The following is a 24,893-nucleotide window of genomic DNA, read 5'->3' on the forward strand; positions in this document are numbered from 1 at the left end:
GTGCCGGTGCTACCAGCGATGCCAGTGGTGCCCGCACGGTGCTCAGTGCTCCGCGGGAGCGGCCGGCACGAGCGGCTGGCCGATCTCGGCGAGGATCTGGCCGAACCACTCCTGCGAGACGTCGAACGCCTTGCCGCCCGCGATGCGCGGGAACGCGATGGCCTTGAGCCGGTCGCCGTCCTCCTCGTCGTGGCCGATGACGCCGGACTCGCCGCGCAGCGCGCACTCGACCGCGTAGTCGGTCATCGACTTGATGAGGCGCAGGTCCTCGGAGTTGGCGGCCGCAGCGCGCGAGAAGTAGCCGGACTTCTGCACCATGACCTTCTCCGCGCCCAGCTTCTCCGCGAACTGCTTGGCGAACCACTGGCCGGGGTTGATCGTGTCGAGCTTCACGTGCCCGAACGGGTCACGCTCCACGGTCTCGCCTGCCGCCTCGAGCTGGGCCACGATCTCGTGCATGCCCGCACCCTCCGACAGGAAGATGTTGACGTTGCCGATCTCGTCCATGACGCCGCGCAGGCGCTTGGCCTCGCCCTCCAGGTCGATCTCGAGCTCGGGCAGGAACACCGCGTGCACGTCCCAGCGCTCGCGCGACAGGCCGAGGGCCGGAGCCCACTCCTGCTCGTCGAGCCAGCCGCGGTAGGACTGCGCCGTGGCAGCGGTCAGCCAGCCGCAGTGGCGGCCCATGACCTCGTGCACGATCAGCATGCGCGGGCCCACCCGGTTCTCGCCGATGACGTTGGCCGCGAACTTCGCGCCCTCCTCGGCGGCGGTCCACGCGCCCAGCGACTGCTTGATCGGCACCACGTCGTTGTCGATCGTCTTGGGCAGGCCCACGACGGTCAGCTCGTAGCCGTTCTCGTGCAGGTAGGCGGCGAGGTCGGCGGCGGTCGTGTTGGTGTCGTCACCACCGATGGTGTGCAGCACGTCCACGCCGTCGGCCTTGAGCTGCTCCGCGGCGACGTGCAGCGGGTCCTGGCCCTCCTTGACGAGGCCGCGCTTGACCGCGTCCTTGACGTTGGTCAGCTTCACGCGCGAGTTGCCGATCGGCGAGCCGCCGAACTTGTGCAGGACATGAGCCTGCTTGCGAGCCTCGTCGTCGATCTCGATCTTGTTGCCCGTCAGCAGGCCGTGGTAGCCGTGCAGGTAGGCAATGATCTCGATCTCGGGGTCGAGCTCGGTGTAACGCTCGATCAGACCGCCGACCGAGGACGACAGGCAGGGCGCGAAGCCGCCGGCGGTCAGCAGGGCCACACGACGAACAGCCATCGGAGGAGCACCTCTCATCAGGGAAATTTCGGGGGCACCGCGGCCGGCGTTCGCCCGCACGGCACCCTTCGTCGTCATCCTACTGAGCGGTGGGGGTGGCGCTCGGCACGTCCGGTGACTGAGCACCTCCGGACGGTCGCTGTCGGACGGCGTCCCGCGCATGAGAGAATGTCGGTGAGCCTCCCGGCGCCTAGCGGCCCGGGAGGCTTTCCGTTATGACGAACACGACGAGTTCACAGCAGACCCCACCCGCCCGGCTCACCCTCCGCCCGACGACGGCGGCCGACCAGCCCGTGCTCGAACGGCTCTGGCTCCTGTTCCGGCACGACATGTCCGAGGTCTCCGGTGCGCTGCCCGACGCGAGCGGCCAGTTCCGGCGCGAGCGCCTGGACGCGGCGTTCACCGACCCGGGCTGGCGGGGCGTCGTCGCCCACCTGGAGCCCGCCGGCGCGCCGGCGTCGCCGGTCGGGTTCGCGCTGGTGCGCGGGCTCGACGGGCCGACCCGGGTGCTCAGCTCGTTCTTCGTGGTGCGCGGCGTGCGGCGCATCGGCGTCGGGCGGGAGCTCGCGGCCCACGTGCTGGCCTCGTTCCCCGGCCGCTGGGAGGTCGCGTTCCAGGACGCCAACCCGCCGGCGGTGCGGTTCTGGCGGGCGGTGGCCGCGGACGCCGTCGGCGCGGCCTGGACGGAGGAGCACCGCGCCGTCCCCGGCCGCCCGGACCTGCCGCCGGACACCTGGATCTCGTTCACGACCAGCTGACCCCGCCCGCGTCAGACACGCGTCAGACCCCACAGGTCACCCGGGTGACCTGTGGGGTCTGACACGTGCGAGGGGCGGCCCGGCCTCAGTTGAGGAGGTGCAGGCTGTCCTTGTTCTTGTCCGCGTACAGGCGCTCGACGTCGGCGTCGAAGTCCTTGAGGAACACCGCCCGCTTCACGCTCTGCTTGGGCGTGAGGTACCCGTTCTCGATCGTCAGGTCGCCCGCCAGCACCGTGTACTTGCGGATCGACTCGGCCTTCGAGACCGCCTTGTTCGCCCGCTGCACCGCGCCGTCGAGGGCCGCGAGGACGTCGGGGTCCTTGCGCGCCTCGTCGACCGACATCGCCGGCTTGCCGTGCATCTTGAGCCAGCCCGGCAGGCCCTCGGCGTCGAGCGTGAAGAGCGCACCGATGAACGGCTTGCCGTCGCCGACCACGACGCACTGGCTCACCAGGGCGTGCGCGCGGATGCGGTCCTCCAGCATCGAGGGCGCCACGTTCTTGCCGCCGGCCGTGACGATGATCTCCTTCTTGCGGCCGGTGATCGTGAGGAACCCGTCGTCGTCCAGCACGCCCAGGTCGCCCGTCCGGAACCAGCCGTCCTCGGTGAACGCCTCCGCCGTGGCGGCCTCGTTCTTGTGGTACGCCCGGAAGATGTGGTGGCCCTTGAGCAGGATCTCGCCGTCCTCGGCGATCTTGGCGCCGCAGCCCGGGAGCTGCAGGCCGACCGAGCCGATCTTCGTCGCCGTGGGACGGTTCACGCTGGTGGGGGCCGTGGACTCGGTGAGGCCGTAGCCCTCCAGCACCTTCAGGCCCAGGCCGCGGTAGAAGTGACCGAGGCGCTCGCCGAGCGGGCCGCCGCCCGAGACCGCGAACTCCGCGCGCCCACCCAGCTTGGCGCGCAGCTTGGAGAAGACCAGCGCGCTGGCGACCGCGTGCTGCAGCCGCAGGCCCAGCCCCGGGCCCGACGGCGTGTCGAGCGCCCGCGACCACGCGATGCCCGTCGCCGTGGCCCAGTGGAAGATCTTCGCCTTGCCGCCGGCCGCCGCCGTCTGCTCGGCCGTGTTGTAGACCTTCTCGAACACCCGCGGCACCGCGAGGATGAAGGTCGGCTTGAACTCGCCCAGGCCGTCGACCAGCGTCGACGTGTCGCCCCAGTGCCCGGTGACCACGCCGCCGGCGACCGCGAGCACGTGGATGTAGCGCGCGAACACGTGCGCCATCGGAATGAACAGGAGGGTGCGTCCGCCGTCCTTGGCGAACACCTCCGGCACGGCCTCGACGGCGTTCACGGCGAGCGACGCGAAGTTGCGGTGCGTCAGCTCGGCGCCCTTGGGCCGACCCGTGGTCCCCGAGGTGTAGATGATCGTGGCCAGGTCGTCGAGCCCGGCGATGCCCCGGCGTCGGGCAATCTCGTCGTCGGACACGTCCCCGCCGGCGGCCGCGACCGCGTCGAGCGCACCGTCGTCGATGACGAGCACGTCGGTCACGAGCGGGGTCGCGTCGCGCACCTCGGCGACGGTTGCGGCGTGGGCCGCGGTCTCGGCGAAGACCAGCTTCACCTCGGCGTCGGACAGGATCCACTCGACCTGCTCGGCCGAGGAGGTCTCGTAGACCGGGACGGGCACCGCGCCCGCGGCCCAGGCCGCGAAGTCCAGCACGGCCCACTCGTACCGCGTGCGGCACATGATGCCGACGCGGTCCCCGGGCTCGATCCCACGGGCCACCAGGCCCTTCGCCACAGCGACCACCTGGGCGTCGAACTCGCCGGCGCTGACGACCCGCCAGGGCTCGCCCTTCCCCGCGGGAACCTCCATCATCGGCTTGTCGGCGCCGGCGCCGACCCGCTCAGCGAGGACATCGTTGAGATTGGAGGTGGGGGGCAGCTCGATGAGGATCGGGCTGAAGATCTCGTCCATTCTGACTCCAGTGGCAGTACTGACCGTGCCTGCAAAGATACCGGGAAACGGACTCCGCGTGTTGCACTCCTCGCGGTCGCTACCCTGGGTGTGCGCACCTTCTCGGTGCAGCCCCTTTTTCGACGGCCCACGCGGCCGTCGCGCAACGAGAGAACGTGAGGACGAATGCACGCCATCGGGGTCGACATCGGCGGCACCAAGATCGCTGTGGGAGTCGTCGACGAGGAGGGCAAGATCCTCGCCCAGGTGCGCCGGGAGACCGACGCCGACGACGTCGCGCACATCGACAGGGCCATCGCGGACGCGTGCAACGAGCTCGTCAAGGAGCACGAGGTCGGGGCGATCGGCCTGGCCGCGGCCGGCTTCGTCAGCCCGGACCGCACGTCCGTGAACTTCGCACCCAACATCGCCTGGCGGGAGTACCCGCTGGCCGCGAAGGTCGCCGAGCTCGTCGACGCCGACCTGCCGATCGTGGTCGAGAACGACGCCAACGCCGCCGGCTGGGCCGAGTTCCGGTTCGGCGCGGGCCGCGAGGCCACCGACATGCTCATGCTCACGGTCGGCACCGGCCTGGGCGGCGCCGTCATCTCCGAGCGGGAGCTGGTGCGCGGCAAGTGGGGCATGGCGGCCGAGGTGGGGCACATGCGCGTCGTGCCGGAGGGCCACTACTGCGGGTGCGGCCACGAGGGCTGCTGGGAGCAGTACGCCTCGGGCAGCGCCCTGGAGCGCGACGCCCAGCACGCCGCCGTCGCCCGGGTGGACCAGGCGGACCGCCTGCTCGAGCTCGCGGGCGGCGACCCGGAGAAGATCCGCGGCAAGATGGTGACCGAGGCCGCCCAGGAGGGCGACGAGCTGTCGATCGAGCTGCTCGCGACCCTCGGGCGCTGGATCGGCGAGGGCTCCGCGTCGGTCGCGGCCCTGCTGGACCCCGAGCTCATCGTGATCGGCGGCGGCGTCGGCGCGGCCGGCGACCTGCTGCTCGGCCCGGTGCGGCGCGGCTTCGAGGCCCAGCTCTCGGCGATGGGGCACCGGCCCGTGGCCAAGATCGAGCTGGCCGAGCACGGCAACGAGGCCGGCATCGTCGGCGCGGCGGACCTCGCGCGCCGCTGAGCACTCCCCGACGCCGAACGACTCAGGCGGACAGATCACCCGGGTGATCTGTCCGCCTGAGTCGTTCGGCTACACGATGCTCTCGGTCGTCCGAACCTGCGGCTCCGCTCCGGTTCAGACGACGGCGCCCGGGCCGTTGTCGTCCGGGTCGCGCTGGTGCGGCATGCGCCAGATCAGCACGCCCAGCCCGGCGACGAACAGGCCGAGCCCGATCTGACCGGCGAGCGGCGGGATCGAGACCGCCGGCACCGCCGCCGACACGATCATCCCGATCACCGCGAGCACGGGCACGCCGACCACGAAGCTCCACGCCATGGTGAGCAGCGGGTCGCGGGACAGCAGCGCGGGCGGCTCCGGCGGCGTGAAGTGTGACTCCGCCTCCTCGAGCGCCTCGGCGTCGGGCGACAGCGGCCAGTCGCGCGGGCCGGAGGGCGTGCGCGACGCGGAGGCGTCCGACGACGAGCCCGGCCCCGTGCCCGGCCCGTCGGCCGCGTCCGTGTCGCCCGTGCTCGTCCAGTCACCGCCGGACCAGCCGCCGTCCGACCAGCCGCCCACCTGGCGGCCGGCCCCGCCGGCGCCCGCGTCACCGGTCCGGTCGCCGTCCGCGCCCCCGTCGTCGTCGCTGCCCTCGTCATCGGACCGCGATGTCTGAGAAGATTCGGCGGACTTCTCCGTGCCGTCGGTCTCCCCGTCGGCCCGAGAGACGTCCATGTCGCCGAGCGTGGCGACGATGTCGGCCCAGCGCGATGCCACGTCGTCGTCGCCCAGCTCGCGTGGGGTGTCGCCGGGCACGTCGTCGTCTCGGTCGTCGGTGTTCGATGCGGCCATGGGCACACTCTATTGTCGTCAGGGGGCTCGCGGGGGCGGGTCTTGAGGAGGAATCTTGTTCTACTGGGTGATGAGGAACGTGCTGGTCGGCCCGCTGCTGCGCCTCGCGTACCAGCCGTGGGTCGTCGGCGGCAAGAACGTGCCCCGGAACGGCGCCGCGATCGTGGCCAGCAACCACCTGGCGGTGATCGACTCGTTCATCCTGCCGCTCCTGATCTCGCGCCGCGTGACCTTCCTCGGCAAGTCCGACTACTTCACGGGCAAGGGCCTCAAGGGCAAGATCGTGGCCTGGTTCATGACCGGCATCGGCGTCATCCCCGTGGACCGCTCGGGCGGCGCCGCCAGCGAGGCCGCGCTGCGCACCGGCCTGCGCGTGCTGCGTGAGGGCAGCCTGTTCGGCATCTACCCCGAGGGCACCCGCAGCCCTGACGGCCGCCTCTACAAGGCGAAGACGGGCGTGGCCCGGATGGCGCTCGAGTCGGGCGCCCCGGTCATCCCCGTCGCCATGGTCGACACCGAAGTCGCCCAGCCGGTGGGCCGGTCCATCCCCGCGTTCATGCCGCTGGGCGCCGTGATCGGCGAGCCCCTCGACTTCAGCCGGTACAAGGGCATGGAGAGCGACAAGTTCGTGCTGCGCGCCGTCGCCGACGAGATCGAGTACGCGATCCTCGCCCTGTCCGGCCAGGAGTACGTGGACGCGTACGCGGCCAGCGCCAAGGAGCGCGTTGCCCGCGGCGAGCCCGCGATCCCGACGGCGGAGGAGGGCCCCGGCGGTCTGCCCCTGCCCGAGGTCGAGAAGCCGCGCCGCCCGAAGCGCTGACGCGCGGGCGCCGCTGACGAGGCGGCCCTACCGAGCCGGCGCCGCGGTGGAGCTCCGCACCACGAGGCTGGTCGCGAGCTCGGTGCGCAGCGTGTGCCCGCTCGCCGTACGGGCGCGGTACACCAGGTCGACGGCGGTGGCGCCCATCTCCGCGAGCGGCTGGCGCACCGTGGTGAGCGCCGGGTCGATCCACGGCGCGATGGGCAGGTCGTCGAAGCCCACGAGCGAGACGTCGCGCGGCACGACGAGCCCGGCCTCGCGCAAGGCCCGCAGCGCGCCGAGCGCGGTGTCGTCGCTGCTGGCGAAGATCGCGGTGGGCGGGTCGTCCAGGGCCAGCAGCCGCTGCGCACCCTCGTACCCGGAGGTCACGCCGTAGGCGCCCACGTGGACCAGGTCGTCGTCGGTGGTCAGGCCGGCCCGGATCATGGCGGCGCGGTAGCCCGCGAGCCGCGCGATGGCGTTGTCCTGCTCCAGCGCGCCGGTGATGGTGGCGATGCGCGTGTGGCCCAGGGACAGCAGGTGCGCCGTCGCCTCCAGCCCGCCCTGGAAGTTGGTGGCGCCCACGCTGAGCATGCCCTCGGGCGGCCGCTGCCGCGGGTCGACGACGACGAGCGGCGTACCGGTCTGCTCCAGGGCGCGGCGCGCCTCGGCGTCGGGCACCGCGACAATGCTGACCAGGCCGTCCGTGCCGCGCTCCAGCGCGTGCCGCACCCACGCGCTGCAGTCGTCGGGGTCGGGCTCGACCGCCAGGACGACGTCGAGCCCGAACCGGCGGGCGCCGGCGACGGCGCCCCGGACCACGGCCTCGGACCAGGTCCCCTCGAAGTCGACGATGCGGACGTCGATCATGCCGGTGGGCTTGGGCTGCGGCGGGCGCACCTCGTAGCCGTGCCGCGCGAGCGCCTCGGTGACGCGCGCCCGGGTCTTCCCCGAGACGTCGGGCCGCGCGTTGAGGACCTTGGAGACCGTCGGGACCGAGACGCCCGCCTCGGCCGCCACGACGGCGAGCGGGATGTGCGGCTGGTCGGTTGCCATGGGTCCTCCGTCGGACATCGGTGAAGCAAGCGTTTCCGAAATCAGGATGGTAGCCCATCGCGTCGCGTGCCCCGGTAAACCAGGCGGTAGCGGGCCGCGGGCTGGTTGACACCATCGTGCGGCCCGTCTAATCTCCCGGGGTCTTTCCGAGATTCGCCTTCGAAATTTCGGAAGCAGGTCAACAAAGGAGTGATCGTGAACAGGACACCTCGCCTCGCCGTAGCGGCGACGGCGTCGACCCTCACACTGGCCCTCGCCCTGACCGGGTGCGGACGCAGCGACGAGGCCGGCACCACGGCAGACAGCGCCAGCAGCATCTCGGAGGGCCCCGCCACGGGCACCGTCGAGGTGTGGGCGATGGGTACGGAGGGTGAGCTGCTGCCCGAGCTCGCCGAGCAGTTCGAGGCCGACAACCCGGACGTCACCGTGAACGTGACGCCGGTGCCGTGGGAGTCGTCCACCGAGAAGATCAACACGGCCATCGCCACCGGCGAGGTGCCCGACGTCATGCAGGTCGGCACCACCCTGATGAGCGGCTTCGTGGGCCTGGACGGCCTCGCGCCCACGCCCGAGGACATCGACTCCTCGGCGTTCTTCCCGGGCGCCTGGGAGACCACCGAGGTCGACGGCACCTCGTACGGCGTGCCGTGGTACGTCGAGTCGCGCGTGCTGTACTACCGCACCGACCTCGCCGAGGAGGCCGGCGTCGAGGCGCCCGCGGACTGGGCGGGCCTGACCGACTTCGCGGCCGGGCTGCAGGACGCCGGCGCCGAGCACGGCATCGCGCTGCAGACGCGCGGCAACTCCACCGCCCTGATGTACTTCCCGTTCTACTGGCAGGCGGGCGGCGAGATCCTGGACGACGCCGGCGAGTTCACGCTCGACAACGACGCCCAGGTCAAGGCCCTGGAGTACTACTCCTCGTTCATGCGCGACGGGCTCGCCCCGCCGGTGCTCGTCGAGGACGAGAAGGTGCAGAACTTCATCGACGGCAAGCTCGGCTCGTTCGTCTCGGGCCCCTGGGAGCGCGCCAACCTGCTGACCACCGCGGGTGACGACTTCGCCGACAAGTTCGGCGTGGTGCCGCTGCCCGCCGACGAGGCGACGGCGTCGTTCATCGGCGGCTCCAACCTCGCCGTCCTGGCGGACGCCGCCAACCCGGACTCGGCCTGGAAGTTCGTGCAGTACGCCACCGACCCGGCCACCCAGGTCGACTGGTTCGGCATCTCGAACGACCTGCCGGCCGTCCAGACCTCGTGGGACGACCCCGCGCTGGCCGACGACGAGGCCGTGGCCATGTACCAGGGCGTGCTGGAGACCGCACGCTCCACCCCCGCGATCCCCACCTGGTCGGAGATCGAGCACGAGCTCGACCTCATCATCGAGCAGACCATCGCGGGCGACCTGACCCCGGAGGAGGCCGCCGCCAAGATGCAGGAAGCGGCCACCTCGATCGGGACGGGCCTGGACTGACCCGTGGCCCTCTCCGCACGCCGCCGCCGCACGGGCCTCGCCGCCTGGGGCTTCGCGCTGCCCTTCACGATCCTGTTCGCCGTGTTCATGCTGGTCCCGGTGGCGTCCTCGCTGTACATGGCGTTCACCGACATGCACGGCTCGGACCTCCGGACGCCCTGGGCCGTGAACTTCGTGGGGTTCGACAACTTCGCGGCCGTGCTGGCCGACCCGAAGTTCCAGCAGGCCGCCGGCAACACGCTCTACTTCGTCGGGGTGGCCATGCCGCTCACGCTCGGGGTGGCGCTGCTGCTGGCGGTCCTGCTGAACTCGGGCCTGACCTGGTTCCGGTCCGTGTTCCGCGTGGGCTTCTACGCCCCGGTCGTGACGTCGATCGTCGCGGTGGCGGTGGTGTGGCGGTTCCTCCTGCAGCCCGACTTCGGGCTGGTGAACTCGGCCCTCGGGCTGGTCGGCGTCGACGGGCCGCGCTGGCTCACCGACGAGACCTGGGCCATGCCCGCGCTGATCATGATGGCGACCTGGCGCAACGTCGGGTACTCCATGGTGATCCTGCTGGCCGGGCTGCAGGGCATCCCGCGCGACCTGTACGAGGCCTCGGCCATCGACGGCGCGGGTGCCGTGCGGCAGTTCCGGTCCATCACGGTGCCGCTGCTGCGGCCCACCCTGCTGTTCTGCGCCGTCATCACCGGCATCGGCTACCTGCAGTTCTTCGAGGAGCCGTTCGTCATGACGCAGGGCGGGCCGCTCGGGGCCACCAACTCGGTGGCCTACGAGATCTTCAACCAGTTCGGGTTCGGGAACTACGGCCTGTCGGCCGCGATGAGCTACGTGCTGTTCGTCGCCATCGTGATCCTGTCCTACCTCCAGTTCCGCCTGCTCAGGACGGAGAAGTGATGACGGTCCTAACCGAGCGGCCCGGCACGCGCCGCCCCACGACGAACCGGTCGGCCCCGCACCAGCGCGGCTCGCGCCGCTTCACCCCGCGCGCGATCCTGCTCAACGTCGTGCTCCTGCTCGGCCTGACGGCCTCGCTCGGGCCGCTGGTGTGGATGGTCGTCTCGTCGGTCAAGCCCGAGGGCGAGATCCGGCAGTTCCCGCCCACCCTGCTCCCCGAGCAGCCCACATGGGACAACTACACCGAGCTCTTCGCGTCCCTGGACTTCCCGCGGTTCTTCGCCAACTCGGTGATCGTGGCGCTGGTCGTCACCGTCGGGTCCGTCCTGTTCAGCGCCATGGTCGGCTACGCGCTGGCCAAGCTCGACTTCCCCGGCCGCCGCGCCCTGTTCCTGCTGATCATGGGCACGCTGATGGTCCCCGGCATGGTCACGTTCGTGCCGCTGTTCGTGCTCGTGGCCAACCTGGACCTCATCAACACCTACGCGGCGCTCATCCTGCCGTTCCTGGCGGCGCCGTTCGGCGTGTTCCTGATGCGGCAGTTCATGCTCGACATCCCGGACGAGCTGCTCGACGCCGCCCGGGTCGACGGGGCCGGCGAGTTCCGGACGTTCTTCGCCGTCGTGCTGCCGCAGACCAAGCCCGCGCTGGCGACGCTCGGCATCCTGACGTTCCTCGGGTCCTGGAACAACTTCCTGTGGCCCCTGGTCGCCGTCCAGTCGGCCGACAAGTACACGCTGCCCGTCGCGCTCGCCCTGTACTCCACGGGCCAGAACACCGTGCAGTACGGCCTGCTGGTGGCGGGCGCGACCGTCATCGTGCTGCCCATCCTGATCGTCTTCCTGGCCCTGCAGCGGCACATCGTGCAGGGCATCTCCACCACCGGCCTGAAGTAGGAGTTCTTCCGTGACCGAACAGATCACGCTGCCCACCGCACCTACGTTCCTGTGGGGCGCGTCCACCGCCGCGCACCAGATCGAGGGCGGCAACACCAACAGCGACTGGTGGGCCAAGGAGCACGTCGCCGGGTCACTGTGCGCGGAGAGCTCGGGCGACGCCGTCGACAGCTACCACCGCTACCCGGAGGACATTCGCCTCCTGGCGGACGCCGGCCTGAACGCGTACCGCTTCTCGATCGAGTGGGCGCGCATCGAGCCGGCCGAGGGCGAGATCTCGCGGGCGCAGCTCGCGCACTACCGGCGGATGATCGACACCTGCCTGGAGGCGGGCGTGACGCCGATGGTCACGCTGCTGCACTTCACGCTCCCCCGCTGGTTCGCGGAGCGCGGCGGCTGGTTCGCGCCCGACGCCGTCGACCTGTTCAGCCGGTACGTGGAGACCACGACGGAGATCCTGGGCGACGTCCGCCACGTGGTGACGATCAACGAACCCAACATCACCTCGATGATGCTCGGCGCGAGCCGGCGCACCAACCTGGACGCCGCCGGGCTCGCCGCCCCGGACCAGGCGGCCTCGGAGATCCAGGCGACCGCCCACCGCCGCGCCGTCGACATCCTGCACGGCCTGGGGCACGTCCAGGCCGGGTGGACCATCGCCAACCAGGTGTTCCAGGCCGCGCCGGGGGCGCAGGAGGCGCGCGACGCGTACGCCTACCCGCGCGAGGACTTCTTCCTGGAGGTCGCGCGCGGCGACGACTTCGTGGGCGTGCAGAGCTACCTGCGCACCATCATCGGGGCGGACGGCGAGCCCATCCCCTTCGGCGACGACGTCGAGAAGACGCTGACCGGCTGGGAGTACTACCCGCAGGCGCTCGGCGAGGCGCTGGAGTACACCCACAAGATCACCGGCGGCGTGCCGATGATCGTCACCGAGAACGGCATGGCCACGGCCGACGACGCCCGCCGCATCGACTACACGACCGGCGCCCTGCAGGGCATGGCCCGCGCCATGTCCGCGGGCTGCCGGGTCGACGGCTACCTGCACTGGTCGCTGCTCGACAACTACGAGTGGATGAGCGGCTTCCGGCCCACGTTCGGGCTGATCGCCGTGGACCGCACCACCTTCGAGCGCACGCCCAAGCCGAGCCTCGCGTGGCTCGGCCAGGTCGCGCGCACGGGCGAGCTGCCCGCCTGACCCGTCCGCACCACCGCTGCCCTGTCACCACCGCTGCCCTGTCACCACTACGACGACGTAGGAGACACCTGATGAGCAGGATCCGCACCACGATCGCGACGGCCGCCGTCGCCGCCCTGGCGTTCACCGCACTGCCGGCGAGCGCCACGGGGGCGACGTCGGCCCAGGCCCAGGACCGCCGTCAGCTCCGCACCTGGGCCGCCGACACCTGGCGCTCGTTCGAGGCCCTGGTCGACGAGGAGACGGGCCTGCCCGACGACAACATCGGCGGCGACCTGGACCCGGCCAGCCGCGGCGGCTATACCTCGCCGACCAACATCGGCGCGTACCTGTGGAGCACCGTGGTGGCGCGGGACACGGGCCTGATCGGGCGCAAGGAGGCCCGCGAGCGCCTGGCGACCACGTTGCACACCGTGGCCGGGCTCGAGAAGCACGAGCCCAGCGGCATGTTCTACAACTGGTACGACCCGGCCACGGGCGACAAGCTCCTGACGTTCCCCACGAGCGGCGACCGGATCAAGCCGTTCCTGTCGAGCGTGGACAACGGCTGGCTCGCCACGGGTCTGCTGCTGACGAGCCGCGCCGAGCCGTCCCTGGCCGACGAGGCGGACGCCGTCCGCGAGGCCATGGACTTCGGCTGCTACTACGACCCGGCGCAGAACCAGATCCGGGGCGGGTTCTGGGACGTCGACCCGCAGGAGACCGCGCCGGTGGCCGGGGACTACTGCGAGATGGGCGCCGACGTCTGGTACACGGGGCACCACTACGGCGCGTTCAACACCGAGCCGCGGATCGCCTCGTACCTGGGCATCGCCGAGGGCCAGATCCCGGCGGAGCACTACTTCGGCACCTACCGGACGTTCCCCGACACGTGCGACTGGTCGTGGACCGAGACGCGCCCGGTCGGGCAGTGGGCCGAGCACCTGGGGGTGCCGGTCTTCGAGGGCGCGCTGCCGTACCGGGGCATGCGGGTGGTCCCGACCTGGGGCGGCAGCATGTTCGAGGCGCTCATGGTGCCGCTGTTCGTGCCCGAGGAGACGTGGGGCCCGCGGTCGTGGGGCCGCAACCACCTGCTGTACGTGCAGGGTCAGATCGAGCACGGCCTGCGGGAGGCGGACTACGGGTACTGGGGCTTCTCGCCGTCGAACAACCCGGCCGGCGGGTACCGCGAGTACGGCGTGGACCAGCTCGGGCTGGACGGGCCGGGCTACACCTCGGACCAGGAGCGCACGAGCGTCGACCAGCCGTACGAGGGCTGCCGCGAGGGCTCGCCGGCGCCCACGGAGTACGGCGACGGCGTGGTGACGCCGCACGCGTCGTTCCTCGCCCTGCGCTACGCGCCCGGGGAGGCCATGACCAACCTGCGGAACATCGCCGCGGACTTCGACGCCTACGGCCCGGGCGGCTTCTACGACGCCGTGGCCGTGCGCAGCGGGCAGGTCTCGCAGCGCTACCTGTCCCTGGACCAGGGCATGATCATGGCCGCGCTCGGCAACGAGCTGGCCGACGACGCGATGCGCCGCTACGTCGCGCCCGGCGCCCTGGAGCGCCAGGTGCGCCCGCTGATGGCCATGGAGACGTTCGCCGTCGGCCGCGACTAGCACCCCGACGTGTCAGACGCCCCGGTCACCCGGGTGACCGGGGCGTCTGACACGCTGGATCTTCCGCACCACCTACGAAGGGGTAGCTCCTTGGCTTCCGTCGACCTCGCCCCGCGCCTCGGGCGCACCGTGCTCTACCAGATCTACCCGCAGTCCTTCGCGGACGGTAACGGTGACGGGATCGGCGACCTCGCGGGGATCGCCGAGCGCCTGGACTACCTCGCGTGGCTCGGGGTGGACGCGATCTGGCTCAGCCCGTGCTTCGTCTCGCCGTTCGCCGACGCCGGGTACGACGTCGCCGACTTCATGGCCGTCGCCCCGCGCTACGGCACGAACGAGGACATGGCGCGGCTGACCGAGGAGGCCGGGCGGCGCGGCATCTCGGTGCTGCTCGACCTCGTGGCGGGCCACACGTCGGACCAGCACCCGTGGTTCCGCGCGTCGGCCGACGACCCGGACGACGGCAGGTTCGTGTGGAGCGACGTGCCCGCCGAGGGCTTCCAGCCCGGCCCGGGCACGCGGGGCGGGTACTACAAGCCCAACTTCTTCCCCGTGCAGCCGGCGCTGAACTTCGGGTATGCCCGCACGGACCCCGCCGAGCCGTGGCGGCAGCCCGTCGATGCCCCGGGGCCGCTGGCCAACCGGGCCGCGCTGCGGGAGATCATGGCGCACTGGTTCGGCCTCGGCGTGGCCGGGTTCCGCGTGGACATGGCGGCGTCCCTGGTCAAGGACGATCCCGGCCACGTCGAGACCGGCAAGCTCTGGCACGAGATGCGCGCCTGGCTGGACCGCGAGTTCCCGGGGCGCGTGATCATCAGCGAGTGGGGCGACCCGAAGGTAGCCGTCCCGGCGGGCTTCCACGCCGACTTCTTCCTCCAGTTCGGCGGGGACGACGACGGGCTGCCGCTGCGGTCGCTGTGGAACAACGACGCGGGCACGGTGAGCCCCGGCTGGGGCGAGCCGTCGCCCTGGGCGGGCGCGGACGGGACCGGGGACGCCGCCACGTTCGTCACGGCCTGGCGGGCCGCGACGGACGCCATCGCGGCGGCCGGCCGCGGCGGCGTGGTGGGCCTGCCGACGTCGAACCACGACTTCACGCGGCTGGTGGCGGGCCCGCGCGACGCCGAGCAGGCGCGGGTGGCGCACGTGCTCACGATGACCTGGCCCGCGATGCCGTCGGTCTACTACGGCGACGAGATCGGCATGCGGTACGTACCGGGCACGCCGACGCTGGAGGGCTCCCGGCTGGGCCCGACCTACGACCGGGCGGGCTCGCGCACGCCGATGCAGTGGGGCGACCTGCCCGCGGGCCCGTACGGGCCCGGCAAGCCCGCGGCCTCCACCTACCTGCCGCAGGACCCGGACCCCGACCGGCCCACGGTCGCCGCCCAGGTCGACGACGACGGCTCGCTGCTGCACCTGGTCCGCGACCTGATCGCCCTGCGGCACGCCGACGAGCGGCTCGACGTGGCGGCACCGACAGAGGTGCTCGCCACCGGATACCCCCTGGCGTACGTGCGAGGCGGCTCGCTCGCCGTGGTGCTCAACCCGGGCCGCGCGGCCGTGCGGCTCCCGCTGGACGGCGCCGGGGGCGCACGGCCGGTGGTCGCCCGGGGCCTCCGGGTCGAGGCGGGCGACGGCGGGCCCGACGTCGTGCACCTGGACGGGCACGGCTACGCGGTCCTGGACCTGCCGGGCGCGTAGTGCGCACCAGGTGCACAACCCGGTACGCGCACCGGTCCGGTGCGCGTACCGGGTTAACCTTGGGCCCGTGGAACTGATCCGGAAGGGCAAGGTTCGCGAGGTCTACGCGGACGGCGACGATGTGATCCTGGTGGCCTCCGACCGCGTGTCGGTGTACGACGTCGTGCTGCCCACGGCCGTACCCGACAAGGGCGCGATCCTGACCCAGCTCTCGCTGTGGTGGTTCCGGCAGTTCGCCGACCTGGTGCCCAACCACGTGATCAGCGAGGACGTGCCCGCTCAGTGGGCGGGCCGCGCGATCCGCTGCAAGAAGCTGGACATCGTGCCGGTCGAGTGCATCGCGCGCGGGTACCTCGCGGGCGGCGGGCTGGACAGCTACAACGCGACCGGCAGCGTGTCCGGCGTGGCGTTCCCCCCGGGCCTGGTCGAGGCCGACCGCCTGCCGCAGCCCGTGTTCACGCCGTCCACCAAGGCCGACGAGGGGCACGACGAGTACATCTCCGTCGAGGAGATCGCGAAGGACCTCGGCACGGAGACCACGGACCGGCTGCGCGAGCTGACGCTCGCGATCTACGACCGCGGCGCCGAGATCGCCCGCGAGCGGGGCGTCATCATCGCCGACACGAAGCTGGAGTTCGGGTTCGACGCCGACGGCGTCCTGACCCTCGCCGACGAGGTGCTCACCCCGGACTCCTCGCGCTTCTGGAAGGCGAGCGAGTACGAGCCGGGCCGTGGCCAGTGGTCCTACGACAAGCAGTTCGTGCGCGACTGGTCCTCGACCCTGACCGGCTGGGACCGCACCTACCCGGGCCCCGAGATCCCGGACGACGTGGTCAAGGAGACCCGCGCGCGGTACGTCGAGATCTACGAGCAGCTCACCGGCGAGACCTGGCACTGACGGACCGCTGCCGCCGCGGTGCCCGGGAGTGTCAGTGGCACGCGCTAGCGTGCACGCCGTGAGCACCGCGGCATCCGTCCAGCAGTCGGCCTACCAGGCCACCTTCGAGGAGCTCGGCACGCCGCTGCGTGACGTGACCTTTGTCGTCGTGGACCTGGAGACCACGGGGACCAACGCCAAAGAGGGCGGCATCACCGAGATCGGCGCGGTCAAGGTCCGCGGCGGCGAGGTGCTGGGCGAGTTCCAGTCGCTGGTCAACCCGGGCCAGCCCGTCCCGGCGTTCGTCGCCCGGCTGACCGGCATCACGAACGCCATGGTCGCCACGGCGCCGGACATCGCCCTGGTCCTGCCGAGCTTCCTGGAGTTCGCGCACGACACGGTCCTGGTGGCGCACAACGCGCCGTTCGACGTCGGCTTCCTCAAGGCGATGTGCGCCCGGCTGGACTACCCGTGGCCCGGGTTCACCGTCGTGGACACGGTGCCGCTGGCCCGCCGCCTGGTCACGCGGGACGAGGCGCCCAACCACAAGCTGTCCACGCTGGCGAACCTGTTCCACGCCACCGTGTCCCCCGACCACCGGGCACTGGCCGACGCGCGCGCGACCGTCGACGTGCTGCACGCGCTCTTCGAGCGCCTCGCGCCGATGGGCGTCACGCACCTGGAGGACCTCGCCACGGCGGCCGACCCGGTGCCGCCCGAGGTGCGCCGCAAGCGGCACCTGGCCGACGGCCTGCCCGAGTCGCCCGGCGTCTACCTGTTCCGCGGGCCGGGCGACGAGGTGCTGTACGTCGGCACGTCCGTCAACATCCGCAAGCGCGTCCGCTCGTACTTCACCGCCGCCGAGAAGCGGCGGCGGATCACGGAGATGGTGCGCATCGCCGGGCGGGTCACACCCGTCGCGTGCGCCACGCCGCTGGAGGCCAAGGTGCGGGAGCTGCGGCTGATCACCGAGCACGCGCCGCGCTACAACCGGCGCTCCAAGTTCCCGGAGCGGCACTCGTGGGTGCGCCTGACCGACGAGGCCTACCCGCGCCTGTCGGTCGTGGGCGGCGTCGTGGCGGGCGCCGCGCACATCGGCCCGTTCGGGTCCCGGCGCACCGCCCAGGAGGCCGTGCACGCCCTGCACGACGCCCTGAACCTGCGGCAGTGCACCGCCCGCATCCCCCTGGTCAACAAGCGCCCCGGCAGCCCGTGCGCCCTGGCAGGGATGGGCCGCTGCTCGGCGCCGTGCGTGGCCACGGAGGCGCCCGACGCGTCCTACGCCGACGTGGCCGACGCCGCGCGCGACGCCCTGACCGGCGACCCTGCTCCCGTGGTGCGGGCCCTCTCCGACCGGATCGCCACGCTCGCCCACCAGGAACGGTACGAGGAGGCGGGCGAGGTCACCCGGCGCCTGCGCGCCTTCGTCCAGGGCGCGCACCGGGCCCAGCGGCTCGGGCCCCTGGCCGCCTGCGCCGAGCTGGTCGCCGCGCGGCCGTCCGGCATCGGCGACGCCCCGGGCAAGCCCGGCGGCTGGGAGATCGTGGTGATCAAGCACGGCCGACTCGCCGCGACCGACGTGTCGGCCCCGGGCGCCAGCCCGCTCCCCCTCGTGTCGGCGCTGCGCACGACGGCGGAGCACGTCGAGCCGCCCGTCGCCCCGGCCCCGGCCGCGCACCCCGAGGAGACCGACCTGCTGCTCGCCTGGCTCGACGCCCCCGGCGTCCGGCTGGTCCACGTCAGCGACACCTGGGCGTGCCCGGTGCGCGCGGCGGGGGCGCACGCCGACCTGACCTGGGCGTCGGATCGGGTGCGGACGGAGATCGGCGCGGCGGAGGGTCCAGCCGATGCGGAGGCCCCGGCGGACGAGACCGCGGACGAAACCGCCGTCCTCCCGGGACCCGAGAACCCGCGGCACGTGGATACGATGACGGCATGCTGACCGCGATCGTCCTCATCGACGCCGAGACGTCCCGCATTCCCGAGGTCGCGCAGGAGGTCGCGAACATCGATGGTGTGAGCGAGGTCTTCTCCGTGACCGGCAAGACCGACCTCGTGGCGATCGTGCGCGTGCCCGAGCACGAGCAGCTCGCCGGCGTCGTCTCCGACACGGTGAACAAGGTGCCGGGCGTGCAGAACACCGAGACGCTCATCGCGTTCCGCGCGTTCTCCAAGGCGGACCTGGAGCAGGCGTTCGCCCTGGGGCTCGACGACTAGCTCGGCTCCGCTACCGCGGTTCCTCGCCCGGCCCTGCTGCGTCCTCCCCGGCATTCCGTGGGCCGGCAGAGCCGGCGGCGCGCGGGCCGGACGTGCCCTGCCCGCTGGTCCCGGGCCCGACGGCTGCGGGCGTCTTCGCCTCGATCTCGTCGTGCTCGCCGTGCGAGTGGGCAGCCGCGAGCTCGGCGGGCGTGGCGGGCTCCACGCGGTCCTCGTAGAAGAACTGCGACACCCGGTGCCACCGCCGGTCGGACCGGTAGCCCTTGCGCTTCACGCCGCGGGCGTCCGTCGCGGGCTTGATCTCCAGCGGCCCCGGCGAGGTGTGCTGGGTGCGCAGCCACACCTCCTGCGGGTCCAGCGGGGTGTGCACCTCCACGTACTCGCCGTTGGCGAAGCGCACGATGCGGCCCGACTCGTGGCCGTGCAGCACCAGCTCGCGGTCCTTGCGCTGCAGCGCGAGGCACACCCGTTTGGTCACGAAGAAGGCGAACACGGGCCCCACGAACAGGAGCACGCGCAGCGCCCAGGTGATCGCGAAGATGCTCAGCGAGAAGTGCGTGGCGATGATGTCGTTGGTCGCTGCCAGGGCGCACACCAGGAACGCGACGAACAGCGCGACGCCGGTGGCCGTGCGCACCGGTCGGTTGCGCGGCCGGTCCAGCACGTGGTGCTCACGATGGTCCCCGGTGACCCGCGCCTCGAGGAACGGCCAGGCGAACAGCAGCGTGAACAGGATGCCCGGCACCACCACGGCCGGGATCAGGATGTTCATGGGCAGCGAGTACCCACCGATGACCCACTCCCAGCCCGGGCCCGGCATGAGTCGTAGCGCGCCGTCGACGAACAGGATGTACCAGTCGGGCTGCGTGCCGGCCGACACCGGCGCCGGATCGTACGGGCCGTAGTTCCAGATGTTGTTGATCGCCATGGTGCCGCCCATGAGGGTCAGCACGCCCGAGATGATGAAGAAGTTGCCCGTCATCTTGGCCACGTACACGGGAAGGGCCGGGTAGCCCACCACGTTCCGGTCGGTACGCCCGCCGCCCGGGTACTGGGTGTGCTTCTGCAGCACCATGAGGAACAGGTGCAGCGCGATCAGGGCGATCAGCAGCCCGGGGATCACGAAGATGTGCAGGGTGAACAGCCGTGGGATGACCTGGTCACCCGGGAACTCGCTGCCGAAGACCAGGAACGACAGGTACGAGCCGATCAGCGGGATGGCCTTCACCACGCCGTCGATGATGCGCAGGCCGTTGCCGGACAGCACGTCGTCAGGTAGCGAGTAGCCGGTGAACCCCGCCGCCAGTGCCAGGATCAGCATCGTCAGGCCGACGATCCAGTTGATCTCGCGCGGCTTGCGGAACGCGCCGGTGAAGAAGATCCGGAACATGTGCAGCACGATCGAGCCGATGAAGACCAGGGCGGACCAGTGGTGGATCTGCCGCATGAGCAGACCGCCGCGCACCTCGAACGACATGTCCACGGTGGAGTTGAACGCCGCCGACATGAGCTGGCCCTGCATCGACGGCGGATACTCGCCCTCGAACCGCACCAGCGCCATGGACGGCTCGAAGAACATCGTCAGGAAGAACCCGGACGCGATCAGCACGATGAACGAGAACAGGGCGATCTCGCCCAGCATGAAGGACCAGTGGTCGGGGAACACCTTGCGCGCCAGCTCCTTGACCAGCACCCCGATGGTGGTGCGCTGGTCCAGGTAGTCGGCTGCCTTGCCGACGGCATTCGGACGCTGCTTCGTTGCCACGTCATCACCCCTGGGTTCGGCGGCGCGGGCTCTACCGTTGACATCCAGTAGACACCGTGCCGAGCTTTGCTTCCACCCTCGCCGACGAATCGGGGCGCCGGAACGTGACATGACAGATCCGGCGCACCCACGGGAGGAACCTCCCGGGGATGCGCCGGATCTGTGGTCAGGCGGTCAGGCCGAGGCGACGACGAGACCCGCGGTCTGCGTCTTCGCCCGCGCGAGGCGCTCGGAGACGTTGCTCCACGACACCAGGTTCCACCAGGCCTTGATGTAGTCCGGGCGGACGTTCAGGTAGTCGATGTAGTACGCGTGCTCCCAGCAGTCCAGCATGAGGACCGGGGTGAGCGCGAAGGGGATGTTGCCCTGCTGGTCGAACAGCTGCACCACGACCAGCTTCTGGCCCACGGAGTCCCAGGCCAGGACGGCCCAGCCGGAACCCTGGACACCGGCGGCGACGGCGGTGAAGTGCGCCTTGAACTTCTCGAACGAGCCGAAGTGCTCGTCGATCGCCGTGGCGATGTCGCCGGTCGGCTCGCCGCCGGCCTCCGGTGCCATGTTCGTCCAGAAGATCGAGTGGTTGATGTGACCACCGAGGTTGAACGCGAGGTCCTTCTCGATCTTGTTGACGTTTGCCAGGTTGCCCGTCTCGCGGGCCTCCTCGAGCTGCTCCAGGGCAGTGTTGGCACCCTTGACGTACGTCGCGTGGTGCTTGGAGTGGTGCAGCTCCATGATCTTGCCCGAGATGTGCGGCTCGAGCGCGGCGTAGTCGTAGGTCAGGTCAGGGAGCGTGTAAACAGCCATTGCTGAGGTACCTCCAGGATCGGTCCGCACACCGGACGGTGCGCAGGGTGGGACGCCGTCCTGGTCGTGCGCCGAGGTGGTGCCCGCCGGGACGGCAATGGCCCGTGTCCCTGGCCGCAGACGCGGACCAGGAGACACAGGCCATCGCTTGGTGTCGCAGGTCGCTCAGTGCTCCCGCGAGGTGGTTCCCGCGCCCGCCTCGACGGCCTGGCGCTCGGAGCCGGGCAGCTCGTCGTGCTCGCCGTGCGAGTGCGCGGCGGCCACCTCGGCCGGGGTCACGGGCGAGACGCGGTCCTCGTAGAAGAACCGGGACAGCCCCTGCCAGCGCTTGTCGGCGCCGTAGCCCTTGCGCTTCACACCGCGGGCGTCCGTCTTCGGGGCGATCGCCAGCGGGGCGGGCGCCTCGTAGTTGACGCGCAGCCAGCGCTCCTGCTCGTCGAGCGGGGTGTGCACCTCGATGTACTCGCCGTTGGCGAAGCGCACGATGCGGCCCGACTCGTGGCCGTGCAGCACCAGCTCGCGGTCCTTGCGCTGCAGGCCGAGGCAGATGCGCTTCGTGATGAAGTACGCGAACACCGGCCCGACGAAGAACAGGATGCGGAACACCCAGGTGATCGCGTTGATCGACAGCGCGAAGTGCGTCGCGATGAGGTCGTTCGACCCGGCGAGGGCCAGGATGATGAACGCCGTCAGGAACGCGACGCCCAGGCCGGTACGCGCCGGCTTGTTGCGCGGGCGGTCCAGCACGTGGTGCTCGCGGTCGTCGCCCGTGACCCGGGCCTCGAGGAACGGGTAGACGATCAGGAACGTGAACAGGATGCCGGGGATCACGACGGCCGGGACCAGGACGTTCAGCGGCAACGTGTAGCCGAAGATCACCCATTCCGTGCCCTGGCCCGGCATCAGGCGCAGCGATCCCTCCAGGAACAGCATGTACCAGTCCGGCTGGGCGCCGGCGGAGACCGGCGACGGGTCGAACGGCCCGTAGTTCCACACGTTGTTGATCGACATCGTGGCACCCATGAGCGCCAGCACGCCGAAGACCATGAAGAAGTTGCCGGTCATCTTGGCGACGTACACCGGAAGGGCCGGGTAGCCGACGACGTTCTTGTCGGTGCGGCCGCCGCCCGGGTACTGGGTGTGCTTCTGCAGCACCATCAGGAAGAGGTGCAGCGCAATGAGCGCCAGCAAGATGCCCGGCACCACGAAGATGTGCAGCGTGAACAGGCGCGGCACGATGTGGTGGCCGGGGAACTCGCCGCCGAAGATCATGTACGACATGAACGAGCCGATCAGCGGGATCGACTTGACCACGCCGTCGGTGATGCGCAGGCCGTTGCCGGACAGCACGTCGTCGGGCAGCGAGTAGCCGGTGAACCCCGCCGCCAGGCCCAGGATCATGAGCAGGATGCCGACGATCCAGTTGATCTCGCGCGGCTTGCGGAACGCGCCGGTGAAGAACACGCGCATCATGTGCACCACGATCGAGGCCATGAAGATCAGGGCCGACCAGTGGTGGATCTGCCGCATGAGCAGCCCGCCGCGCACCTCGAACGACATGTCGAGGGTCGAGGCGAACGCCACGGACATGAGCTGACCGTGCATGTTCGCGGGGTGCTCACCCTCGTAGGTGGTGAGCGCCATCGACGGCTCGAAGAACATCGTCAGGAAGAAGCCCGAGATGATCAGCACCACGAACGAGAACAGGGCGATCTCGCCCAGCATGAAGGACCAGTGGTCCGGGAAGACCTTGCGCGCGAACTCCTTGACGGCGACGCCGATGGAGGTGCGCTGGTCAAGGTAGTCCGCGGCCTTGCCGACGGTCGTCGTCGGCTTGGCCGGTGCCTCGGGCTTGGTGTCGTGGGTCGCGGTGCTCACTTCAGGCGCTCCCAGAAGCTCGGGCCGATGGGCTCGGCGAAGTCGTCCTGCGCGATGAGGTAGCCCTCGTCGTCGACCGTGATCGGCAGCTGCGGCAGCCGGCGGTTGGCCGGGCCGAAGACGACGTTCGCGCTGTCCGCGATGTCGAACGTCGACTGGTGGCAGGGGCACAGGAGGTGGTGGGTCTGCTGCTCGTACAGGGCCACCGGGCAGCCCACGTGCGTGCAGATCTTCGAGTAGGCGACGATGCCCTCGTGCGACCAGGTCTCGCCGGGGGGCGACTGGTCGGCCTTGAGGTCCTCGGGGTTGAGGCGGACCATGAGCACGACGGCCTTGGACTTCTCGTTGATCCACTCGTGCGTCTCGCGGAACTCCTCCGTGGTCTCGGGGACCACGTGGAAGACGGAGCCGACGGTTACGTCGGAGGCCTTGATGGGCCGGCCCGACGGGTCGATCGCGAGGCGGGTACCGGTGCGCCACATGGTGTGCTTGAACTTGGAGACGTTCCAGTCGCCGCCCACGGAGCCGATCAGCGGCACCGCGATGGCCAGCGGGAACAGCGCCAGGGCACCGAAGAAGGCGCCCTTGAGCACGCCGCGGCGTCCGACGACGCCCGAGTCGGCGAGCCCCTCGTTCAGGTCCTGGACCGCGATGGCGCGGTCCTCGTCGTTCGTCGCGAGCGAGTGCCGCTCCTGGACCATCTCCTTGTCGCCCATGAGCGCCTTGGCCCAGTGGATGCCGGCGATGCCGATGCCGAGCAGCGACACCGCGAGGCCGAGACCGAGCAGCAGGGTCGACAGGCGGACGCCCGAGGTCGTGCCGTCCGGCGGGACCATCACGTAGGCGACGATCGAGCCGACCGTGCCCAGGATCGACAGGACGAACAGGATGGTGACGGTCCGCTCGGCGCGCTTGGCGGCGCGCGGGTCGGTGTCCGTCAGGCGGTGCTTGTGCTCCGGGACGCCCGGGTCCGGGAACCGCTCCGGGTGCCCGACGGCGGTACCCGCCTCGGGGGTGACCGTCACCTCGTGCGAGGTGTCGGCGGGGTTGTTCTGGTTCTCGCTCACGAGGACTTCGCTCCGATCCACACTGCGGCGCCGATGAGCAGGCCGAGGCCGATCACGAAGGCCCAGAGGCCTTCGGACACCGGTCCGAGGGCGCCGAGCGCGTTACCGCCGGCCGAACCCTCGCGCTGCTCGACGAGGAACGACACGATGTCGCGCTTCTCGTCCGGCGTGATGTTCGCGTCGTTGAACACCGGCATCGACTGCGGGCCGGTGAGCATCGCCTGGTAGATGTTCCGCTCCGACGTCTCCCAGAGTGCGGGGGCGAACTTGCCCTCCGAGAGTGCGCCGCCGGCGCCCACGGCGTTGTGGCACATGGCGCAGTTGGTGCGGAAGAGGGCCATGCCGTTCGAGGGGTCACCCTGCGCGGGGTCGACCTGCTCGTCGGTCGGGATGGCGGGGCCGGCGCCCAGCGAGGCGACGTACGCGGCCAGCGCCGCGGTCTGCTCCGCGTCGAACTGCGGCGGCTTGGCCTCGGCCTGCGGGCCGTTCATCTGCATCGGCATGCGGCCGGTCGACACCTGGAAGTCGACGGCGGCAGCGCCGACGCCCACCAGGGACGGCACGCCGTCGGTGCCCTCGGCGTTCGCGCCGTGGCACGTCGCGCAGTTGGCCTGGAACAGCTTCTTACCGGTCTCGATGTCCGCGGTGCTGACGGTCTCGGCCTTAGCCGTGCTCGGAGCCAGGGCGGCGTAGACGCCGCCCGTGGTCAGCAGCGCCAGCAGCAGGAGGACGACCGGCGCCAGCCGGTGATGCCTGCGGGCGGCGAGTGCCTTCACGAAAA

General features: G+C 71.1%; 21 protein-coding genes. 12 read left to right on the forward strand and 9 right to left on the reverse strand.

What is annotated here, in order from left to right:
* Window positions 1-42: 42 nt before the first annotated feature.
* A complete protein-coding gene (locus tag ACIPN7_RS13280) occupies window positions 43-1,269 on the reverse strand; it encodes a pyrophosphate--fructose-6-phosphate 1-phosphotransferase (RefSeq protein ID WP_400542504.1) in 1,227 nt (408 codons plus the stop codon).
* A gap of 215 nt (window positions 1,270-1,484) precedes the next feature.
* On the opposite strand from ACIPN7_RS13280, the gene ACIPN7_RS13285 reads away from it, so the two are divergent.
* Window positions 1,485-2,027 carry a GNAT family N-acetyltransferase gene (locus tag ACIPN7_RS13285; RefSeq protein WP_400542507.1) on the forward strand — a complete coding sequence of 181 codons (543 nt, stop codon included), beginning with the start codon at window positions 1,485-1,487 and terminating at the stop codon, window positions 2,025-2,027.
* Between the two features lie 85 nt (window positions 2,028-2,112).
* Here ACIPN7_RS13285 and ACIPN7_RS13290 read toward each other — a convergent pair whose 3' ends face one another.
* Complete coding sequence (locus ACIPN7_RS13290; protein ID WP_400542510.1) at window positions 2,113-3,945, reverse strand: AMP-dependent synthetase/ligase; 1,833 nt, start codon at window positions 3,943-3,945, stop codon at window positions 2,113-2,115.
* Window positions 3,946-4,110: 165 nt separating this feature from the next.
* Between ACIPN7_RS13290 and ACIPN7_RS13295 the strand changes: the two genes are divergently transcribed.
* On the forward strand, window positions 4,111-5,055 hold the full coding sequence (locus ACIPN7_RS13295) for an ROK family glucokinase (RefSeq protein ID WP_285104375.1): 945 nt from the start codon (window positions 4,111-4,113) through the stop codon (window positions 5,053-5,055).
* Window positions 5,056-5,169: 114 nt separating this feature from the next.
* Here the strand turns inward: ACIPN7_RS13295 and ACIPN7_RS13300 are convergent, their stop codons facing one another.
* Window positions 5,170-5,883, reverse strand: a complete 714-nt coding sequence (locus ACIPN7_RS13300; protein ID WP_400542513.1) for a hypothetical protein — start codon at window positions 5,881-5,883, stop codon at window positions 5,170-5,172.
* A gap of 55 nt (window positions 5,884-5,938) precedes the next feature.
* Between ACIPN7_RS13300 and ACIPN7_RS13305 the strand changes: the two genes are divergently transcribed.
* Complete coding sequence (locus ACIPN7_RS13305) at window positions 5,939-6,703, forward strand: lysophospholipid acyltransferase family protein (protein ID WP_400542516.1); 765 nt, start codon at window positions 5,939-5,941, stop codon at window positions 6,701-6,703.
* Between the two features lie 27 nt (window positions 6,704-6,730).
* Here the strand turns inward: ACIPN7_RS13305 and ACIPN7_RS13310 are convergent, their stop codons facing one another.
* On the reverse strand, window positions 6,731-7,738 hold the full coding sequence (locus ACIPN7_RS13310; protein ID WP_400542519.1) for a LacI family DNA-binding transcriptional regulator: 1,008 nt from the start codon (window positions 7,736-7,738) through the stop codon (window positions 6,731-6,733).
* Window positions 7,739-7,933: 195 nt separating this feature from the next.
* Between ACIPN7_RS13310 and ACIPN7_RS13315 the strand changes: the two genes are divergently transcribed.
* The 9 genes from ACIPN7_RS13315 (at window position 7,934) to ACIPN7_RS13355 (ending at window position 18,598) form a co-directional block, all read left to right on the forward strand.
* On the forward strand, window positions 7,934-9,211 hold the full coding sequence (locus tag ACIPN7_RS13315) for an extracellular solute-binding protein (RefSeq protein WP_400542522.1): 1,278 nt from the start codon (window positions 7,934-7,936) through the stop codon (window positions 9,209-9,211).
* Between the two features lie 3 nt (window positions 9,212-9,214).
* Window positions 9,215-10,105: a carbohydrate ABC transporter permease gene (locus tag ACIPN7_RS13320; protein ID WP_400542525.1), complete on the forward strand. Its 891-nt coding sequence runs from the start codon at window positions 9,215-9,217 to the stop codon at window positions 10,103-10,105.
* The gene (locus tag ACIPN7_RS13325; RefSeq protein ID WP_400542528.1) at window positions 10,105-11,001 is read left to right on the forward strand and encodes a carbohydrate ABC transporter permease; all 897 of its coding nucleotides are present in this window, start codon (window positions 10,105-10,107) and stop codon (window positions 10,999-11,001) included. Before ACIPN7_RS13320 ends, ACIPN7_RS13325 begins: the two co-directional genes overlap by 1 nt.
* Before the next feature lie 10 nt (window positions 11,002-11,011).
* A complete protein-coding gene (locus tag ACIPN7_RS13330) occupies window positions 11,012-12,199 on the forward strand; it encodes a glycoside hydrolase family 1 protein (RefSeq protein ID WP_400542531.1) in 1,188 nt (395 codons plus the stop codon).
* A gap of 71 nt (window positions 12,200-12,270) precedes the next feature.
* Window positions 12,271-13,800: a glucoamylase family protein gene (locus tag ACIPN7_RS13335; protein ID WP_400542534.1), complete on the forward strand. Its 1,530-nt coding sequence runs from the start codon at window positions 12,271-12,273 to the stop codon at window positions 13,798-13,800.
* 90 nt (window positions 13,801-13,890) lie between these two features.
* Complete coding sequence (locus ACIPN7_RS13340) at window positions 13,891-15,504, forward strand: alpha-amylase family glycosyl hydrolase (protein ID WP_400542537.1); 1,614 nt, start codon at window positions 13,891-13,893, stop codon at window positions 15,502-15,504.
* Window positions 15,505-15,514: 10 nt separating this feature from the next.
* The gene (locus tag ACIPN7_RS13345) at window positions 15,515-16,402 is read left to right on the forward strand and encodes a phosphoribosylaminoimidazolesuccinocarboxamide synthase (protein ID WP_400542540.1); all 888 of its coding nucleotides are present in this window, start codon (window positions 15,515-15,517) and stop codon (window positions 16,400-16,402) included.
* Between the two features lie 49 nt (window positions 16,403-16,451).
* Window positions 16,452-18,323: a DEDD exonuclease domain-containing protein gene (locus ACIPN7_RS13350; protein WP_400543252.1), complete on the forward strand. Its 1,872-nt coding sequence runs from the start codon at window positions 16,452-16,454 to the stop codon at window positions 18,321-18,323.
* Window positions 18,317-18,598, forward strand: coding sequence for an Lrp/AsnC family transcriptional regulator (locus ACIPN7_RS13355; RefSeq protein WP_253867636.1), 282 nt, complete (start codon window positions 18,317-18,319; stop codon window positions 18,596-18,598). The genes ACIPN7_RS13350 and ACIPN7_RS13355 overlap by 7 nt, the downstream gene beginning before the upstream one ends.
* A gap of 10 nt (window positions 18,599-18,608) precedes the next feature.
* On the opposite strand, the gene ACIPN7_RS13360 is transcribed toward ACIPN7_RS13355, so the two are convergent.
* The 5 genes from ACIPN7_RS13360 to ACIPN7_RS13380 form a co-directional block, all read right to left on the reverse strand.
* Complete coding sequence (locus ACIPN7_RS13360; protein WP_400542543.1) at window positions 18,609-20,363, reverse strand: cytochrome bc complex cytochrome b subunit; 1,755 nt, start codon at window positions 20,361-20,363, stop codon at window positions 18,609-18,611.
* Between the two features lie 174 nt (window positions 20,364-20,537).
* Window positions 20,538-21,167 carry a superoxide dismutase gene (locus ACIPN7_RS13365; protein ID WP_377229354.1) on the reverse strand — a complete coding sequence of 210 codons (630 nt, stop codon included), beginning with the start codon at window positions 21,165-21,167 and terminating at the stop codon, window positions 20,538-20,540.
* A 165-nt stretch (window positions 21,168-21,332) separates the two neighbouring features.
* Window positions 21,333-23,045 carry a cytochrome bc complex cytochrome b subunit gene (locus ACIPN7_RS13370; protein WP_400542546.1) on the reverse strand — a complete coding sequence of 571 codons (1,713 nt, stop codon included), beginning with the start codon at window positions 23,043-23,045 and terminating at the stop codon, window positions 21,333-21,335.
* Entirely contained in the window at window positions 23,042-24,112 is a 1,071-nt protein-coding gene (locus tag ACIPN7_RS13375; protein WP_400542549.1) for a Rieske 2Fe-2S domain-containing protein, read from the reverse strand. The genes ACIPN7_RS13370 and ACIPN7_RS13375 overlap by 4 nt, the downstream gene beginning before the upstream one ends.
* A complete protein-coding gene (locus ACIPN7_RS13380) occupies window positions 24,109-24,888 on the reverse strand; it encodes a c-type cytochrome (RefSeq protein ID WP_400542551.1) in 780 nt (259 codons plus the stop codon). Before ACIPN7_RS13380 ends, ACIPN7_RS13375 begins: the two co-directional genes overlap by 4 nt.
* Window positions 24,889-24,893 lie beyond the last annotated feature (5 nt).

This window comes from Promicromonospora sp. NPDC090134 (assembly GCF_044746965.1).
Taxonomy (GTDB): domain Bacteria; phylum Actinomycetota; class Actinomycetes; order Actinomycetales; family Cellulomonadaceae; genus Promicromonospora.